Annotated in this window: 16 protein-coding genes; 7 read left to right on the top strand and 9 right to left on the bottom strand. The window is 42.5% G+C overall.

What is annotated here, in order from left to right; all coding sequences use genetic code 11:
• Positions 1-8: 8 nt before the first annotated feature.
• From ACED48_RS12580 to ACED48_RS12570, 3 genes are all read right to left on the bottom strand, one after another.
• On the bottom strand, positions 9-1,700 hold the full coding sequence (locus ACED48_RS12580) for an SgrR family transcriptional regulator (RefSeq protein ID WP_017058312.1): 1,692 nt from the start codon (positions 1,698-1,700) through the stop codon (positions 9-11).
• A 163-nt stretch (positions 1,701-1,863) separates the two neighbouring features.
• A complete protein-coding gene (locus ACED48_RS12575; protein WP_004730938.1) occupies positions 1,864-2,097 on the bottom strand; it encodes a DUF3389 domain-containing protein in 234 nt (77 codons plus the stop codon).
• Between the two features lie 89 nt (positions 2,098-2,186).
• A complete protein-coding gene (locus ACED48_RS12570) occupies positions 2,187-2,612 on the bottom strand; it encodes a hotdog fold thioesterase (protein WP_017058313.1) in 426 nt (141 codons plus the stop codon).
• Between the two features lie 167 nt (positions 2,613-2,779).
• On the opposite strand from ACED48_RS12570, the gene ACED48_RS12565 reads away from it, so the two are divergent.
• Positions 2,780-3,568, top strand: a complete 789-nt coding sequence (locus tag ACED48_RS12565; RefSeq protein WP_017058314.1) for a M48 family metallopeptidase — start codon at positions 2,780-2,782, stop codon at positions 3,566-3,568.
• Positions 3,569-3,652: 84 nt separating this feature from the next.
• Here the strand turns inward: ACED48_RS12565 and ACED48_RS12560 are convergent, their stop codons facing one another.
• Complete coding sequence (locus ACED48_RS12560) at positions 3,653-4,735, bottom strand: site-2 protease family protein (protein WP_017058315.1); 1,083 nt, start codon at positions 4,733-4,735, stop codon at positions 3,653-3,655.
• 357 nt (positions 4,736-5,092) lie between these two features.
• Between ACED48_RS12560 and ACED48_RS12555 the strand changes: the two genes are divergently transcribed.
• The 3 genes from ACED48_RS12555 (at position 5,093) to ACED48_RS12545 (ending at position 9,593) form a co-directional block, all read left to right on the top strand.
• Positions 5,093-6,352 carry an outer membrane protein transport protein gene (locus ACED48_RS12555; RefSeq protein ID WP_017058316.1) on the top strand — a complete coding sequence of 420 codons (1,260 nt, stop codon included), beginning with the start codon at positions 5,093-5,095 and terminating at the stop codon, positions 6,350-6,352.
• 13 nt (positions 6,353-6,365) lie between these two features.
• Complete coding sequence (locus ACED48_RS12550; RefSeq protein WP_017058317.1) at positions 6,366-8,810, top strand: VolA/Pla-1 family phospholipase; 2,445 nt, start codon at positions 6,366-6,368, stop codon at positions 8,808-8,810.
• Between the two features lie 225 nt (positions 8,811-9,035).
• Positions 9,036-9,593 (top strand): PhnA domain-containing protein, encoded by a 558-nt coding sequence (locus ACED48_RS12545; RefSeq protein WP_017058318.1) that lies wholly within the window; start codon positions 9,036-9,038, stop codon positions 9,591-9,593.
• A 93-nt stretch (positions 9,594-9,686) separates the two neighbouring features.
• Here the strand turns inward: ACED48_RS12545 and ACED48_RS12540 are convergent, their stop codons facing one another.
• Positions 9,687-10,601, bottom strand: coding sequence for a LysR family transcriptional regulator (locus tag ACED48_RS12540; protein WP_017058319.1), 915 nt, complete (start codon positions 10,599-10,601; stop codon positions 9,687-9,689).
• 249 nt (positions 10,602-10,850) lie between these two features.
• Between ACED48_RS12540 and ACED48_RS12535 the strand changes: the two genes are divergently transcribed.
• Genes ACED48_RS12535 through ACED48_RS12525 form a run of 3 tightly spaced genes read left to right on the top strand, consistent with a single transcriptional unit; the run spans position 10,851 to position 13,303 of the window.
• Positions 10,851-11,063, top strand: coding sequence for a DUF1656 domain-containing protein (locus tag ACED48_RS12535; RefSeq protein WP_017058320.1), 213 nt, complete (start codon positions 10,851-10,853; stop codon positions 11,061-11,063).
• A gap of 10 nt (positions 11,064-11,073) precedes the next feature.
• A complete protein-coding gene (locus tag ACED48_RS12530) occupies positions 11,074-11,934 on the top strand; it encodes an HlyD family secretion protein (RefSeq protein ID WP_017058321.1) in 861 nt (286 codons plus the stop codon).
• 13 nt (positions 11,935-11,947) lie between these two features.
• Complete coding sequence (locus tag ACED48_RS12525) at positions 11,948-13,303, top strand: FUSC family protein (protein WP_017058322.1); 1,356 nt, start codon at positions 11,948-11,950, stop codon at positions 13,301-13,303.
• A 122-nt stretch (positions 13,304-13,425) separates the two neighbouring features.
• On the opposite strand, the gene ACED48_RS12520 is transcribed toward ACED48_RS12525, so the two are convergent.
• The 4 genes from ACED48_RS12520 to ACED48_RS12505 all read right to left on the bottom strand — a co-directional run bounded on the left by ACED48_RS12520 (position 13,426) and on the right by ACED48_RS12505 (position 18,830).
• The gene (locus ACED48_RS12520; protein ID WP_017058323.1) at positions 13,426-14,715 is read right to left on the bottom strand and encodes a DEAD/DEAH box helicase; all 1,290 of its coding nucleotides are present in this window, start codon (positions 14,713-14,715) and stop codon (positions 13,426-13,428) included.
• Between the two features lie 321 nt (positions 14,716-15,036).
• Positions 15,037-15,225: a hypothetical protein gene (locus tag ACED48_RS12515; RefSeq protein ID WP_017058324.1), complete on the bottom strand. Its 189-nt coding sequence runs from the start codon at positions 15,223-15,225 to the stop codon at positions 15,037-15,039.
• A gap of 313 nt (positions 15,226-15,538) precedes the next feature.
• Complete coding sequence (locus ACED48_RS12510; protein WP_017058325.1) at positions 15,539-16,540, bottom strand: TerC/Alx family metal homeostasis membrane protein; 1,002 nt, start codon at positions 16,538-16,540, stop codon at positions 15,539-15,541.
• Between the two features lie 550 nt (positions 16,541-17,090).
• Complete coding sequence (locus tag ACED48_RS12505) at positions 17,091-18,830, bottom strand: bifunctional UDP-sugar hydrolase/5'-nucleotidase (protein WP_017058327.1); 1,740 nt, start codon at positions 18,828-18,830, stop codon at positions 17,091-17,093.
• Positions 18,831-18,944: the final 114 nt, after the last annotated feature.

The raw sequence follows: 18,944 nt of genomic DNA, 5'->3' as shown, positions 1-18,944 counted from the left end.
CTCGGGTTTCAATCAACTTCAGGTTTTACCCAAACTTGGCTAAAGTCGAACCACCCTAATGCATTACACTTAGCGTTTTGCAGTGTACCGCATTGGTCTTTGTTTACGCCTAACCAACAGTGGAACATCGGTATCAATTGATTACTTTGTACGAGTTGTTTACCAAGTTGTCTTGCTGGGAATTGTTCAAACTCACCGGATCGCCAACGATCAATCATATGGCACCACTGATCAAAATCTTCCGCAGGGCTCGATTCATCCAGAAAGCTGTAATCCATCAACCAGCAGGCCAACGCGTCATCTCGGTTGTTGGCAATACCCATTGGGTTAATCCAGATATCAACATTGTCGGCATGTGGAGGATCGGTTTCGTAACCGAAAAGTTCAACATCAACATTGTATTGCTTCAATACAGTGACAATGGCTTTAGCAAGTGTTGGGAACATTGGGTGTTGGCATTGATACGCCAATTTTATGCTTGGCTTAACACTTGCTGGTGGACAAACAGGTACCTTTAACTTGATGTCATACCAACCGGGTTTGATCCCGTAAGCATGTAACACACCCAAGTCTATAACTGTCTCTTTTGGAATATGGACAAACAAGTCAGAGGCATTCAACGCGTTCGACAGAAACTCTGCCCATGCTGGATCTTGTGCAATGCCCTTTTTTCTGTTCAACAGCAAATACGTACAGCCCGGATCAAGTTCTACTTCATCGCTATCACCACGATCAGCCATTATTGGTTTAGAAAGGCTTGGGTAAACCATCGACGAATAGGCTTCATCAACAACCCAAACTTCCACCCGATCGATCAACGGCCTAAAACCAAAGTATCCATTGAAAGCCGTTAGAACGAGTTGTTTTTCGTCATTCTTTTCAATGCGATACGGGCCAGTACCAATTGGGCGAATATCGTAATCTTCACCACGTAAAATCATCGGCAGAGTCACTTTTGCGACTGATTCGGTGAGCGCGAGGGGGAAATATTTATCTGGACGCGTTAGAAAGACATCAACCACACAATTTGCAGGTGATGAGACATCTTTAATATGAGAGAACATATTGAGCGGTTCGAGTAAAAGCAGCGTGTCCACGACGTGACTCGTCAATAGCGGTTCGCCATTATGAAAACGGACGCCCGGCCGCAAGAAGAATCGCCATTGATTGTCGTTAATCTTTTGCCATGAATGCGCGAGATCAGGCTGTAGCTGATCGTTCTCATCTAAGCGAGTTAACCCACTGAATACCTGACAAGCGATGTGTTGCTCAGAACGTCGCATCGATTTGGTTGGATTGAGCATGGAGAGCGGACGGTAGTAAGGTAAACGAATAACTTGTTCACCTTCTTGGTACTGAACGCCCAGGTAATTTTGAATAACTTGAGTAAGCTTTGCGGCATTGTGGTCAAGTACCGATAGCGCTTGCCCGATTTTACCTTCTTCTAAGTAGCGGCGTGCTAAGTTTTCACTAACATCGCACCGATTTTGCTTAAAGATAAGTTGAGACAATTTACCGCGACCCGCTGCAGGTAACCACTCTACCCAACCTTCTTCTTCAAGCTTGTTCAGTACCATTCTGGCATTACGACGCGTACAACAGAGCACATCTGTTATGTCGTCGAGCTGAACATCAGAATCTTTACCATCGAAGTATTCAAACAGAGTTTCAAATTGAACGCGAAGTCTTGGGCTGCTCATAAAGAGGAAAACTTATTCAAAGGATATTGAATTCAGTTTCCCTATTTTATGAGCCAAAATCAATCGGACTTATGCTATTTTACGGAGATATTGCGAATATGGTTTAGTTTAGTGGCCTTTATAGGGAGGAAAAAGCGGAAATAAACGCAGTTATAACCAGTAATTACATCACATCGCAGCCGATTTCATTGGCGATGTCACGAAGCTGTTGTTCGTTGTCTAATTTTATTGACCATTTGCACTCAGAGCCATTAGCCGAAATCACGTTTGCCCCTTTTCCGATCAGCTGAATTGCATCAACTTGAGCTTGCAATGTGACTCGATGCTCTCCATCCAAACGAACAACCAACTCATGCGCCGTTGCGATGACTTTTCCACTTTTAAACGTTATGACCATGGATTTCTCTAACTAAAATAAACAATGTATAAATGAGGTTTAATCAGGTGTGGTTAGGATGATTACTATGCCTCACCTTGCTCGCAGAACTAACGTTTATGCTTTTTCACTGCGATGGTCAAACGGCTCGTGCAAACCAAGCGTTGACGTTCATCAGTGATGTTTATCTGCCATACTTGAGTAGATACGCCCAAGTGAATAGGCTCGGCAGTGCCGATAACGTGCCCTTCGCGCATTGATCTTACATGGTTAGCGTTGATGTCTAGCCCTACGCAATAGTAACCATCGGGTACGCAGAAGTTTGCTGCTAGTGACCCCAGCGTTTCGGCTAAAACTACCGATGCGCCGCCATGAAGCATACCGAGTGGTTGGTGGGTGAAATGACAAACCGGCATGGTTGCCACCAAGGAGTTATCGTTAACCTCAGTGTAAACAATGTTGAGGTGCTCAATTAAGGTATTTTTTGAGGTCGCGTTGAAGATCTCTAGATCAACGGGCTTTTTCCAAATACTCATGTGGGTTCCTTAATTATTACTTTGTTAGTGCGTGAGCCTCTTTGATTAACACTAATGGTGTTCTAGCGATAATAATGGTCTTAAAGACAATAGTTATCTTACAGCTATTAGTTATTACGCAAGTTGATGTTAACATGCATAAAAACCGAATACACAGAGGATATTGTATGACGTCATGGACGAAGTTTGCCTCGCTTTTCACTCTTGCAGGCCTAACTGCGTGTAGCGCTTCCCCGACAGGAAGAAACCAACTACTTCTTTTTTCAGATAAAGATATGTCTCAGCTTGGAGCACAGTCTTTTGAACAAATGAAAAAAGAACAACCCATCAGCAAAGATGCCAAAACTAACGCTTATGTACAGTGCGTAGTGAACAGCATCACTCAATATATTCCTAAACAAGGTTTTAGTGAATGGGAAGTTGTTGTGTTTGATAGCGACCAAGTGAATGCGTTTGCCCTACCTGGCGGAAAAATTGGCGTATACACGGGTTTGCTTAATGTTGCGGTAAACCAAGACCAACTGGCAACGGTTATCGGACACGAAGTTGCACACGTTTTGGCGAACCACAGTAATGAGCGTTTATCTCAGTCTCAAATCGCTAATACTGGTTTATCAATTACCAGTGTTGCGTTAGGAGCATCAGAATACAAACAGTACCAAGGAATGACAATGGCAGCCCTAGGTTTAGGTGTTCAATACGGGGTTATTCTACCGTATGGCCGAACTCAGGAATCAGAAGCCGATGTTGTTGGTTTAGAATATATGGCTCAGGCAGGGTTCGATCCTAAACAGAGCGTCGACTTGTGGCAAAACATGGCGAAAGCATCAGGTGGTAGCCAACCGCCAGAATTGCTGTCTACGCACCCTTCCCACAGTACACGTATCAAAGATCTACAGGCGACGATAAAAACGTTACCTCAATCGGGTTCACCAAGACCAAATTGCAAAGCGTAATCTAACATTTGTTTAGACGCTAAACTTCGAATACAAAAATGCCCTATCCATATTGGTTAGGGCATTTTTTGTTTTTGATTCTTGTTAAGTACCAAGAATTTGCAATGGTAGGCTTAATAGCTGATCACCTGTCGATGCAAAATACCAGATAACACCGATCAAACTGCTCACTAAACCCACATACCAAACGAACGACACGACTTGACCGTATTTGTCTAACGGCAATAAGTGACTGTGGTGACGCCCTTTCCATTCGAATAGTATTTCCACACTGCCCATAATCAATAAGAAGCCAAACAGGGTCAAATTCAACTGATAACTCAGTACCACGCCAGCAATAGCGGCTGCAACACACAGGACAATACCAAGCACACTGTTCATCGAAAAACTGATACTTTTTAGTACATGTCCGCCATCGAGAGGCAAAATAGGTAATAGATTAAACAAGTTTAATAAAGCGTTAAATACCGCAAGCCCAGCGAAGAACATTTCGCCAGTCGCCCAGTACAACACCATAAATATCAATGACAATATCAAGCCAAACAATGGTCCCATGATTGAGATAACCACATCTTGCCAGCGCGTATTGATCTTTTCGTCGGATAACGCCAAGCCACCAAGGAATGGTATCAAATAAATGCCCTTGGTCTTCATTCCAAAGTATTTCATTGCTCTGATGTGGCCATATTCATGGAACATTAAACAAGCAATCAAGGCTAAAGCGAACTGAATTGAAAATAGCCACGAATAAGCGGCTAAACTCGCAGAGGCAAGCACCACCTTGATTAACTTGGCACTCTTGAGGGCTTTCATTCCCAGCGACACCAACCCGATTAAGCTAAAACGCTTCTCTGGTTTTGGTGCGACAACCGGGGTTTGTTGCTCGATATCTTTGGTGTTTCTATTGCCTTCGGTAACGGTTTGGCCATTCACGGTCGCTTTATAGGTCATCTCAAACGGTTGCCACTGAACGGCCGCCTCAACGTGACACTGCAACGTTTCTTCACCTGCGCGCAGAGTAAATGCATGGGTTCGAGCGTCATCTTGATCTGTGGTTGCGTCTAATTGGGACACCAAAGTGTTGTCCCAATACAACTGTTGCCACCCTGCCATTGACCCTTCTAAACGAAGTGGTTTACCAAGAAACTCTATCGCGAGTAATTCCAAACTAAAATTCCAATTTAATGACTTTCTAAATAAAAGAGCATTATGCCGATTTAACGATTAGCGGTAAACACAAACAAAGTTGTTACATATTGAGCTATTGAGCACTATTCGTACCGCAACTATGCATAAACACTCTGGTCACACCTCCAACCATTAATAAACTATTGATTATATTTATATTATCGATGTTAAAGTGCCGCCCCTTTAAAACATAACCTCACAAAATCACAACTATTTCTTTGACTTTATATTAAACATGATTTTAACATGCTATTTACATTAGAGCTTCAACACCAACAATGCTCAGTGTGTTTTCAAACCATAATAACGAAATTCGATGCCCTAGGAGGGTCAAGGATGAAAACAATACAACGCTCTCTCGTTTCGCTTTCTGTGCTATTTGCATGCAATTCACTTGCGGCTGGTTTCCAAGTTGCTGAGCATTCTGCCTCTGGTCTTGGCCGTGCCTTTTCAGGTGAAGGTGCAGTAGCTGATAACGCGAGTGTACTAGCGAGAAACCCCGCCGCAATGACCCTATTTGATACAGCCCAATTTTCAGGCGCGGTTTCTATCGTTGATCCCGAGGTAGATATTACTCAAAACAATGTTCCAGGTTCTGGTGGACAAAGCCAAGTCTCTAAAGACGTAGCTCCACTGCAAGTCGTCCCTGCTGCTTACTATATTAGCCCTATCAACGATAAATGGGCTTGGGGCATCGGTATGTTTTCTAACTACGGCGTTGCTACCGATTACCCAGATGATATTTATGCGGGTGATCTTGCAGGTGATACTTCACTAGTGTCAGTGAACTTAAACCCCAATGTGGCGTATCGAATTAACGACCAGTTTAGTGTTGGTGCGGGTGCAAACCTTGTTTACGCCGAGGCTGAACTAAATCGTCATCAAGGCTCTATTTCTAACATCACTGGAGATCCTGCCTCAACAAAACTGATCAGTATGACAGGTGAAACATTTGCATTTGGTTGGAACGTTGGCGCGTTATATGAACTGAATGAAAACAACCGATTATCTATAGCTTATCGTTCAGAGGTAGACCTAGACTTTGATGATGGTGACTTTACTGATTACACGGGCGGTATCGTGCAAGGCAGTGCTACAACAACAACAGGCCGTTTAAAAATCACGTTGCCTTCAATTATTGAAATTTCAGCTTTCCACCAATTGACCGACCAATGGGCAATTCACTATGGCTGGCAACAAACTGGATGGAGTAGCTTTAAAGAGCTTAAAGCGACGAGTTCAGATTGCGCAAATGGCGAGTGTTTTAAAAAGACCGAAGACTACGACGACAATAACCGTTACTCACTGGGTGCTACTTACCAGTTGAACCAAGAGTGGACTTTACGAGCAGGTTTAGCTTATGACGAGCAAGCTGGTGAAGCGACATTAAGTATCCCTGATAGCGACCGTTTCTGGTACAGCGCAGGTTTGACGTATCAGTACAGCCCTAACCTTTCAATCGATGCTGGTTTTGCTCTTGTTCAAAGTAAAGACGGTGATTTCACAGAAACCAATGAACTTGGTCAAGAACTTGAATTCTCTGGTGATGCAGTCGCTTACCTATCTGCAATTCAAATGAACTACACCTTCAACTAAACGGAATTAAAACATGAAAAAGTTATTTAATGTTTCGCTGCTCGCTTCAGCAATGTTTCTTGCTGGTTGTGGTGATGACTCTTCGAGTTCAGGTGCTTCAACAACGATTCAATATGAACAATACATTCAAGATTCACTCGCACAAGCGACGAGCATCAAGTTTCAATTAGCGGGTGCTGATATTGCTGTTCCTCTTCCTAGTTTCGCGTTGATGGATGCTAGCGACGGTACACTTGGCTTACCTACTGGCGGTGATGACTCATTAACCAACCCTATCGCAGCAATGAACACAATGGATGGCTGGTCTACTTCAATGCCAATCATCATGAACTTTGAAGGTACTGGTTTAACTGATGGTTTCGCTACAGGTGGTGTTTACCTATTAAAGCTTAGTGGTTCACTTACTTCAGACACAGTACCAAGTGTTGCTGGAGTATTGACCTTAGGCACTGACTTTAAAGTTCTATCTAACGCCTCAACTGACACATTCACAATTGTGTTCAATGATTCCTTAGATGCTTCAAGTGAATACGTATTGGCACTTTCCAATGAACTAACGGATGTTAATGGCGATCCTGTTGGCATGTCGGCAAGTTATGCTGCGCTGAAATCAAGTGCAGTAACTTATACCGAAGGTAGCCTTGCTCAAGCACAGCAAATCACTCAAGGTGTTGAAAAGATCTTTGCTGGAGCGACTGCTGCAGGTGCAATTAACCTTGATACTGAGAACATCATTTACTCGACGTGGTTTACTACAGAGTCTGTCGGTGATTCACTTTTCGCTACCAAAGCAGCAACCGCAACAGGATTGGCTTCAGCAAATCTAAATGGTGTTTGGAAAGATAGCGCAAACCCTAACGGCGTAGATTTATCGACGGCATACGGAATGCAGTTTGTTTCAACAAAAGATTTTACCACAGCGCTTTCTGAAGATGCGGACTTTGACAAGTACATTGGTGGCGGTGATGCCGATGCCATTGCTTTAGCAAAAGGCGCAATCAATTTAATGTATACCAACTCCGGCGCGAATGTCGATGTCAGCGAAGGCTTCGTTCAACTACCGCACTATTTGGAAAAAGACGCAAGTAACTGGAACGCTCAGCCATTCGAATCAGCGATGCCGAGCCTAGCTAAAGTATCTAGTGCTCTTAGCAACAGCGCAGAACAAGCTAACATGGCTGCGCAGCTTATTGCGGCAGGTATCGATACCAGTGTCTTAGCAACCAGCCAAACAGAACAACTTAAACTGATTGGTTTAAACCTTGTACTAGATGATGGTTCTCCGCTAGATAGCGAGAGAGTAATCACTAAATATTCTCCAGTTCCACAAGTTAAATCATTGGAATCTGTTGAATTCTTGTTATTTACTAAGAATGGCGCAACACCAAAAAACGTTGTCATCTATCAGCATGGCATTACCTCAGCTAAAGAGAATGCTTATGCCTTTGCTTATAACTTAGTGGGAGATGATACGGCGGTTCTAGCAATTGACCTTCCAATTCACGGTACACGTAGTTTGGATGATACTCGTTCGGCAAACGCTGACGTTTTGGCCTATTTAAACCTAACAAACTTGCCAGTAGCTCGCGATAACGTTCGACAAAGTGCACTAGATGTAATGGGCTTACGTGCATCATTAACCGCTTCTTTGCAAGCTGGTTTACTCGCTAGTTCTCCATTGAGTGCATTCAATCTAAATACAGGTTCACAGGTTAAATTTTTAGGTCACTCTTTGGGCGGTATTGTTGGAACGACAGCTGTTGCTGCCTCTAACCGTACGTTAGGTAGTCCAACGGCTGATGCTCTGTATTCGTTTAGTTCTGCAGCTTTTGAAAACTCTGGTGGTCAAATATCTAACCTTCTACTAGGTTCTACAGAGTTTGGTCCTCAGGTTAAACACAATGTTGCGTTGAGCGCTTCAACGGAATACGCGAGTTTCGCAAGCGCTACCTGTGCCAGCTTATCAGACAAACTCTGCTACGAAACGTTTGAAGGTAATGCAACCACAGCCCAACTAGGAGTGATGACGGCTGCATTTCAGCAATTCGCGTATGCAGCTCAAACCGTGTTGGATACCATCGACCCGTTCACTAACGCTGACCACCTTTTAAGCTCTGGTTCACCTGTACTACCTATTTATATTGGGCAAGTACAAGGCGATGATACTGTACCTAACTCTGTAGCAAGCGCTCCATTCGCGGGAACAACACCGTTGGCAACCAAGCTTAACCTAACTGTTGTTGATTCAAGTAGTGCGACACCTAGCAATGCCGGAACTAACGAATTTGTGAAATTTAACAATGTTGCAGCGCACAGTACCTTTGTTATCCCACAAGACGATACAACACCATTACCTTTAGATTCCGCTCACCATGCAGAAATGCAGACACAAGCAAAAGATTTCTTGGTAAACAACAAATTGAGTACAGTCTCCAACGCAGGCTCTGTTTTGGAGTAAAATTTATCTTTCTATCAAAACCAAATGCCAGCCTAACCGCTGGCATTTTTGTGTCTGTCGACATCTCATCGTCCCTAGTTAACCGTTTGCATAAAACTTTAAAACACAAATGGTTGATCTCAGCTAAAATTAATCAAGACAGAATACCGTACGACCTCTTTCTTTATTGTAAATAAAGTGGATAATAGCCTCCGTAATTTAACACCTAATAAATGTGAGTCCATTATGTCTTCTGAAGCTACGATGCTAGAACGCTGCCAATCTAAATGTGAACTATGTGGTTCTGATTCTTCTCTTACTGCATACGCAGTACCGCCACACAGCCACGTAACAGTGGATCACGGCATCATGGTATGTGACAAATGTCTTGGTGAGATCGACGATCCTAAAGACATCAACCACTGGCGTTGCCTAAATGACAGCATGTGGAGCCAGGAAGCGCCAGTTCAAGTAATGGCGTGGCGTCAACTTACTCGTCTGAACTCTGAAAGCTGGGCTCAAGACGCGCTAGATATGATGTACCTTGAAGAAGAAACATCAGTTTGGGCACAAATCGGTATGTCTGCTGATGACAAGCCTCTTGACGTGAACGGCGTTGAACTTAAGAAAGGTGACGACGTAACAGTAATCAAAGACCTGCCAATCAAAGGTACTAACCAAGTTATTAAGCAAGGTACTGTTATCCGTGGTATCAGCGTTGGTGACGATCCTAAGCTTGTTTCTGGTAAAACAAACGGCGGTCAATCAATGTACGTAATCGCTGAGTTCTGCCGTAAGAAGTAATCTTACTACAAGAAAGTGATAGAAAACGAAAAGGCGCTAATGAGCGCCTTTTTTACATTCTAAATTGCTAACAAATTAAAGCAGTTTACATTCTTACCCATTAAAGCTATCAATAAGGTGCTCTCGATAGCGTTTGATAACTGACACCAAAGAGCCTTTTATGTCGCAGATCTGTTTTGAATGCGGACACCATAAGGCAAAACCAAACTTGAACCCTTCCACCATCTGCGCAGAATAAATCGGCTCGATTGAGTGTTTCGAAAATTCAGAATCAGTAAAAAATGCCTTAGGAAGTAGTGCCCATCCTAGACCCTCTTCAAGCATTTTAATAACTAACGCGAGCTGATCAATTTCTTCGTAGTCAGAGCTCACGATAACCTTTTCAGACAGCCCTTCATCAATTAGAGATTTTAATACGAACTGTTTAGAATTCCTGAGTGCCACTAAGACCTCATCTCTGTTTACATTAGAGAGCTCTCCGCCTCTTTGCCCGAATGGGTAAAACTCAAAGTGCCCTAGGAATGTAGAATCTAGACTATGCATTGCCCTACTATGGTGAACATTCACAAGTCCAAAGTGATATTCTCCACTTTGTATCCCTTCCTTAATTTCGTTCTTATTCTTAACCAAAAAATTTACTCGCATCATCGGAAAGTCGAGTTTTAACTGCTTACGAATATCAACAAGTACGCGTTGTGGAATGACACTCGAGTAAGCAATAGTAATGTTCTCCAATCCACCATAAGACAGGCTTAACGCAACCTTATCAAAAGTCCTCGCTTGCTCAATCGTCTGTTTGGCATAGTGGTAGAGCAGATGCCCATCGTCGGTTGGCTCAACAGAGCGACCCACTCTTTTAAAAAGAGTGACGGCGAGGTGATCTTCCAAGTTAGTAATAACTTGTCCAATCGTTGTTCGGTGCTTATTAAGCTTTACTGCTGCTTTACTAAATGACAATTGCTCATAAACGGTCACAAACGCGAGAAGTTGTTCAATACTAAAATTCATTCTATTGCACTAGCTTCCTTGATTATCAATTTCATCTATGACGAAAAGATCAGTTTACTACTTTTTGACAAGAATAAAGTCAAATTCGACAGGCTAAACGAGCTTAATTTGTATGATTTGCAACCGACCCTCATCTATAGCGACCATAATTCGGCGACTTTTGATGGACCCAATCCTCTATAAGCGATTATTGAAATTACACCAACTGCATTATCGTCATATCTATCGGAGCGAATAGAGAACAACACAATGAACACAATGCCACATGAACTCGTGTGGGGGGAAATCTACTTTCCACCGCTGTTACTGGTTATCGCACTCGCTTATATGTTGACGGTCTTAACAGGCTCAATCGCAGTTAGGCTCGGACTACATAAGTATGTCGCGTTTCCTGCATTAGCAGAATTGAGCTTAATCGTTATTTTTACTGGCGTTCTTGGCCAATTCATTCCCATTTTATAAGGCCTTCTCCTTGATTAAACGTTATCTCATCACATTACTATTGTTCGTTGCTGCAGGCTTTGTGGTTTATAGCTATTACCAATCTTATACCAGTACCCCTTGGACAAGAGATGGACAAGTCAGTGCCTTCATCGTTTCTATTACTCCGCGAGTCACTGGGCAAGCTGTCAAAATCCACGTGGATGACAACTCTAAGGTGTCTAAAGATGACCTTCTTTTTGAAATAGACCCTAGCATCTATAAAGCGGCTTATCGAAAAGCACTCGCAACACAAAAGCAGGCGTTTGCCTTGCTCGCCAAAGCAAAGAACGAAGAGCAACGAGCGTTGAACTTAGAGAAAAGAACACCAGGTGCCGTGTCCGTACTAACTCTCAACAACTTAAACAATGCCGTTCAAACAAGCAGCGCAAACGTCGAACTAGCAAAAGCCAACGTTGAAGAAGCGGGTTTGAACCTTGAATACACAAAAGTCTACGCGCCAACCAACGGTTACATTACTAACTTAAACTTACGTGAAGGCTCTCAAGTGGTTGCAAACTCGCCGGTTGTAGCATTAATCGATGAAGATAGTTTTTGGATTGAAGGTTATTTTAAAGAGACCGATCTCGTAGGGGTAAATCCGCAAGATAAAGCAATGGTCACACTCATGATGCACAAAAACGTTCAATTGAAGGGTCATATTAAAAGCATTGGATTTGGTATTGCTAAACAAGATGGCAGCACAGGCAATGATCTGTTGCCTAATGTTAACCCTAACTTCCAATGGATACGTCTTGCTCAACGCATTCCTATTAAAGTCGAGCTGGACAAGGTACCCAAAGACATACAACTGCGCGTTGGCATGACTGCCTCTATCAAAATTCTCAAGTAATTGGGTGATGCTTATGTTCAGTACGTCTACAAAAGAAGCAATTAAAGCCGCCCTTTCAATTGTTATCGCGATTTGTCTCGCCCTATGGTTCCAATGGGAGAAACCCTATTGGGCAGCGATTGCCGTTGCAGTAATGGCATTGAACGAAAGCTTTGCCCATTCAATTAACAAAGGTCATAACCGGTTAATGGGAACCCTGCTAGGGACTGGTTATGCCTTTTTCTTAATTGCGATGTTTTCACAAGATCGCTTTCTATTCCTAACGTTTTTTACTTTGTTTCTAGGAGTATGTATTTTCATGTCGAGTGACGAAAAGTATGGATACATATTCTCGATAGGGTTCGCTGTATGTTCGATCATCTCTTGTATGGGCGGTTTCGATAGCCAAGTAACGTTCTACTTTGCGGTCTTACGTATACAAGAAACGCTGCTTGGTGTTATAACTTTCTCCATTATTTATCGCTTAGTGTGGCCTGTAAATACGGAGCAAAACTTTGTGCAGCGCTTTGAAGTGAGTAGAGAAACATTGATTACAGCAATGCGCAATACAGAAAGCTTAGATATAGAAGCCTTAGAATCCAATATCGCTAATATTGATAAACTTTATCAGCTTTTAGATTTACCATTAAATGGCAGTTATCATCTCAAAGAGAACATTAAAGACTGGTGTTTACGCATTAATGAAATGGCTCACATTCAGGCTCGACTACTTGAGCTTGCTTCTGATGAGCTCGAGCCCATTATTGACTGGTCAAGTCTGATTAAAAATATGGAGAGACTAGAGTTAATCGCACCGAAGTTGTCATTGATTGGTGATGTGTCGAATGTAGCCTGTAAGAGTCGAGACTTCACTTGGCATTACGAACATCGTACCTTTGTTCAGCATCTGAATGAGGATGGGAGAAAAGTATTACAAGGTGTATCAATGTTTGTAACGTCTCTATTGATTTGGATATATTTACCAGTACCGGGTGGTTTTATCTTCCCAATGATTGCAGGAGTATTTTCTTCCGTGTTACCGACGATGCCACCCAGTGTTATCAAGGATGCTTTTTTCGGTGTGCTAGGTACTGGAACTATTATTTTGCTTCAATACATCTTTATTATGCCGATGATGAGTGAGCTATGGCAGTTAGCACTATTCTATTTCATTAATTGCGTGGTGATATGGAAGGTGTTCGCAACACCCAAGCTTATGATTCATAGAATACTTGGCATTAACTTGTTGGTTGTTCTGACATCTGGTGCTCTCAACCTCACGCCAATATACCAGATTGAAACACCATTGCTGATGTTAACCACTATCCTAATCTTATTGATGATCTCCAAGCTATTCACTGATCTATTTAGAGTAAAATCCAATTGCTAATTGGAATTACTCACCAAGTCTAAGTTCTAAGCGTTTAGCAAAGCAGCGATGTATATCGGTACAATAAAAATACAAAAGGCGCAATTAAGCGCCTTTTGAATGTCTTGTTTACTGATTCTCGATCAGTTGTTGTTCAGCCACACATCTTGATTAGTTTGTGCTTTTTTCTTTTTCTTCTTTTTACCTGTGCCAGCCGGTGGCGCAACTGGTTTCAATGCTGCAACCAGTTCAGCGGTTGTTTCTTCATCCACTTCAAAGCCTTCGATTTGCTCACGCTCAAGTCGAATTTTGTTCTTCTTCTCGATGATGGTGAAGTGATGGTAGTCTTCGTGATCGATCAAAGATAGCGCAAGACCAACCTCACCCGCACGACCACTTCGGCCGATACGGTGCATGTAGTCTGATGGGCTACGCGGTAAGTCAAAGTTGATTACTACTGGAAGCTTTTCGATATCCAGACCACGTGCCGCGATGTCAGTTGCGATCAGAACGTCGATCTCGCCAGATTTAAAATCTTCAAGGATACGAGTACGTGAACCCTGCCCTTTATCGCCGTGGAAGACTTCTGCAATGATGCCGCGTTTGTATAGCTTATCTGCTAGGTGCTCACAGCTGTTTTTCGCATTGACGAAAATCAAAGCTTGGCGCCATTCGTGTTGCTGAATTAGGTGCGCTAGCAATGCTGTCTTACGGCCTTTTTCTACTTCAAATACACGCTGAACCAATGTGCTCGCGTTGGCACTTTGAAGTTGCACTTCAATCGGATCATTCAATAGTTCGTGAGTTAATGCTTTAACTTGCTCAGGGAACGTCGCAGAGAACAACAAGGTTTGCTTCTTGCTCGACAATAGTTTCAAGATCGCGTCGAGTTCTTCTGTAAAACCAAGGCTTAGCATTCGGTCAGCTTCATCAAGCACTAACGTTTTTACTTTGTCTAGCTTGATTGCGTTGCTTGAAATGAGATCAAGTAGGCGACCCGGTGTTGCCACCAAGATATCTGTGCCGCCACGTAGCGCCTGCATCTGAGTATTTACTGATACACCACCAAACACACAAACCGTTTTAATCGCGCCATTGAAATGCACAGCGTAAGATTTAACGCTGTCAGCCACCTGCTTAGCAAGTTCACGAGTAGGAACCAAGATAAGGCCAGAAACAAAGTTACCTTTACCTGAACGACGGTCCAGAGGTGCATCTTCATGAATCTTTTGTAACAGTGGAAGTGCAAATGCTGCGGTTTTACCTGAACCGGTATTTGCGCCTGCAATTAAATCGCGTCCTGCTAACACACTTGGAATAACTTGCGCTTGGATAGGCGTTGGCTGTTGGTATTCAAGCTCAGATAAACGAGCCATCAAAGGAGAGATTAAGCCAAGATCAGAGAAGTTGGTTGGTGTCGTGGTGTTAGTCATTAATTGCAGGAACTCAAAGCTAAAATAATAGCGCGCTATATTAACGTATTTCAGCAGTATTACGTAACTAATTTGCCCCCTTTCCCAAAGGTTTAAGCGATTAAGCCCCAACAAAGCAGTCCAAGATATGAAGTAATCGATTTCAAGTGAGTTGTGAACACGGTATCAGCTTCACGTTTATGTCGCTTGCCTCTTTTGAGAACCAATTTTGTAAACGTGCACTCAAATTTAGGTCCCCTTCTTTCATATACAAAAACGCCAGCTTCTGAAGCTGGCGTTTTAAATTCTGTATTTCTTTAATTCTATGCGTTTACGCTAAAATTAACGGTTGATACCGATATCGCGTTGCATGTGACCAGATAAGTCGCTTGCGTAGTAACTGCGTGGAGAGTTGTCTACGAAAAGAATATCGAAAATGTGTGCAATCAATCCTTTGAAGTTAACCGCGTAGGTCTTCTTATCCATAGAGTTAGGAACAGCGATAGTATTCATTTGTACTGCTTGAGCCATGATTGCCTCTCTATAAATGTGTTTGTGTGTTTCGTTCTGATGACAAGAATAATAGGTGATCTTTTGCAGGTTAAAAAATGACTAAAATTGGATATTAGAATTAGTTTTTCTAATAAAACAAACCATTAACAATGCCATAAAATAGATATGCACGCCATGTGAGTATCAATTCAACATAGTGTTTAAATCATGCATTTAGTACAAATACCCCACAAACAACAGTGGCCAATGTCACAGAAAATTTACATAAATAAATTTTCCACTTCATCAGCCACGTGTTCATTATCGACTTTTCGATAAGTTATATTTGTTTTTAATTTACTTGTTCAATGCCTGGCTTCTTCGCATAAACCGACGCTATAACCGCAATCGTCATAGTCGAAATCAGCACAGCAAGCGACCAATAAGTTGGGATAGCCCACTCACTGTCAACCAATAGCATTTTCACACCGATGAACACCATGATGAATGCCAGTGCCGGTTTCAAGTAGATGAACTTGTCCATCATACCTTGCAGTACAAAATACAACGAACGAAGGCCAAGTAACGCAAATACGTTTGCCGCTAATACCAAGAACGGTTCTTGTGTTACCGCAAAGATTGCAGGGATAGAGTCCAATGCAAACATCACGTCCATGACTGCAATCGCACCAATCACCAACATCATTGGAGTGAATGCCCATTTAGCACCCTGTTTAACCATTAATGCAGGGCCATGGAAACCCTCGGTTACCGGCATCACTTTACGAAGTAGCTTTTCAGGTAGTGTATTCACACTCTCTTCTTCGCCCTTGTCTAATGCCAGTTTAATACCCGTACCAATCAAGAACGCAGCAAACACGTAAAGTACCCAGTGGTATTCCGCCAATAGCTGTGCGCCTAGTGCGATCATAATTGCACGAAGCATCAATGCACCAATCACGCCCCAAAGAAGCGCACGAGGTCGTAGATGCTCAGGAACTTGGTATTGAGCAAAGATCATCGCGAAGACAAACAAGTTATCTACGCTCAGTGATTTCTCTAACAAGTAACCCGTAATGAATGACACTGTTGCTTTTTGCGCTGTGTAGTCACTGTTCGGCGCATAAATGTCCCAAAATAGGTAAATAGAGCCAGCAAACAAAAACGCAAGTACAAACCAGAAAACACTCCAGATTGCCGCTTTCTTAATGGTGACGTTACCGCCACGAGTCTGATAGATATCAATAGAGATGAGAATAACCGTCAGCAGAAAAAAGCCCGCATAAGTCGTCATAATCGGCGATGAAAAAAAGGATTCACTGTTGGTAGATAATAGAGATTGAGTTGAGTTCATTATTCCTCCGGGCGGAAGAACTGTATAAAGACCTTCCGCAAACAAAGCATATCAGGTTCCATTACGGATCTTGACTGTGATTGCGTTGGTCTCGTTGAAGTGAAATATGGGATTTCACCTTTACATACCGGATAGACACTTGGCCTAACGAGATGACGATATGTAAACTTGCGCTAACTACTCCCCAAACGCGACGATCATAATCATCTCGTCGTATTTCGTCTATAGAAAATTGACCTAAAAAGCAAAAAAGGAGCTATCTGCTCCTTTTTTATGTCTGTAATATGCTGATGATGTTGCACGCATTGCAAATGCTGACTCCACTGTTACTCAACAGCGAGCACTTATTAATCACCGACTACTTTTATAAACCGGCCATAGGTACTAAGTATACCAATGCAGACCAAACCGATACCCAACTAACAACCGCTGCCGCATCCAACCAATCTTGCTTATCCATTTTTATCCCCCACAGGAAACACACCTGCAGGAATAAAGCATAAATAGTGCCAATTTTATAAATCAATCAATAGTGACGTACTACTTTGCATTACTTAGAACATTCTAAGCAATTCATCGTTTCATGTTGTTGTAATGACTCAGGATGATCCTGAAGAAACTCGATGAAACAGTCTGCCATTGAATCTGTCGTGACAGTTCCGTTACCTAACATACCTAAAACGGCGTCATAGCCCTCCTTCCCTTTCATGGTATAGGCAGAAGAAGTACCTTTATACACTCGATCGCGGTTCACGGTTTGCCACCCGGAAGATTCTGAATAAATTTCCAAGTGGTGAATACGATGGCCTAGCGGTGCCTCTTTGTAATAACAAAACCTCAAGTTATGAGTATAAGGGAAACTACCCGACCCAGTACCAACCACTCCATTGTCCAAAGCATTGTTAATAGCCCCTTCAAGCATGTCGGCAATCGTTTTTCCTCTCACTTTGTACATACCAATAGGTACGGCAAACGGTAGTAATTTTCCGGCAATGTCGGCAACCGAGACATCACCACTATTTAGCGAGTTTCTGACTCCTCCAGAATTATGGATAGCAAACTCGACTTCATGCCCTTTTTTATTCATTAGGTAGTGAAATGATTGTGCGACTAACGGTGCTAGTTGACTTGGGCCTTGTTCATCGGGAATTCGTACATGGCGCAAGTTATTCTCGACGTAAGTGATAACTTGTTGCTGCAACTTTCTAACTTGAGGTTGGTACTTATCGGTCAAGATACTTTGAAGTTCAGGATCTTTTTTGCACACCACGATATTAGTATGGTTGTTCAAGAACTCACATGCCATATCGTGGGCATCGTCTTGTCCAACTTCACTCAATTTTGCGTCGATAAATAGCCGACGTCCTAATAGCAGTTCGTTCTTACCATTAAAGTGAGTGACTTTACCTTCTGTATCGAACTCTATTTCACAGTGACCTATGCTCATTGCATGGAAACCCGCTTGTACAACATAGGTGTCGCCAATTTTTACGCCGTAATCATCGTCTTTCACTAAACCGATATCAGAGAAGTCGCCTTGCAAGCGGTGACTATGGCCACCCACGATCACGCCGATTCCTGTTACATTTGCTGCTAATTCCAAATCAGCTTCATAACCAAGGTGGCTCAGTAACACAATCTTGTTGATGCCTACCTGGTGAATCTGTTCTATCGTGGCTTTAGCGGTTTCTAATGCATTTTCAAATGGGGTATCAATATCTGGGTTAGCAATGCTCGCCATCTTATCGATGCTTAAGCCGAATATGGCGACTTTCTCGCCATCAAACTCTTTCGTTATAAAAGAAGCACTTCGAGTCTCAGTTAGGTAAGGCTTAACAATTGCGTTATCCGCTAGGGTATGAGTTTTATTGATATCCTCATTCGATAAATTCCAGTTACCAGCCAAAAGTGGGAATTGAATTCTTTTCGCGAAAATCGCAACCGGTTCATTCCCCATGTCTAACTCATGATTACCAAGCGTCATTGCGTCTATATTCAACGCATTGAGCAAATCAGCATTAGCCTTTCCTTTAAATAATGAAAAGTACAAAGTGCCTTGAAAGCAGTCTCCAGCGTGTAAAAACAGAGTACCAAACTTCTGACGTTTAGCGTCTTGCTCAATTTGCTTAAATCGAGTTGAAATTCGCGCAAAACCACCAGTACTGACATAAGGTTCAATGATGTGGTTGTTCATTTTAAGTGATAGCTGTAATGAGGTTGGTTCAAAGTATGAATGGGTGTCATTGATGTGTGCCAACACTATTTTTATTGGCTTGTTCTTTTTAGTCATATTTTCTTCTCTCTTTGTCCCTTCATACTAGGTCGAGAATAATGACAGAATCGTGAATTTTATGAAACTGAACTGAAAAAAAATACTCAAGATAGCTATAAATCTCATTTTGAA

Origin of the sequence: Vibrio sp. 5S239 (assembly GCF_041439575.1) — a bacterium.
GTDB lineage: Bacteria > Pseudomonadota > Gammaproteobacteria > Enterobacterales > Vibrionaceae > Vibrio > Vibrio kanaloae.
The sequence above is the reverse complement of the archived record's forward strand: the minus strand, read 5'-3'. Positions and strand labels throughout refer to the sequence as shown.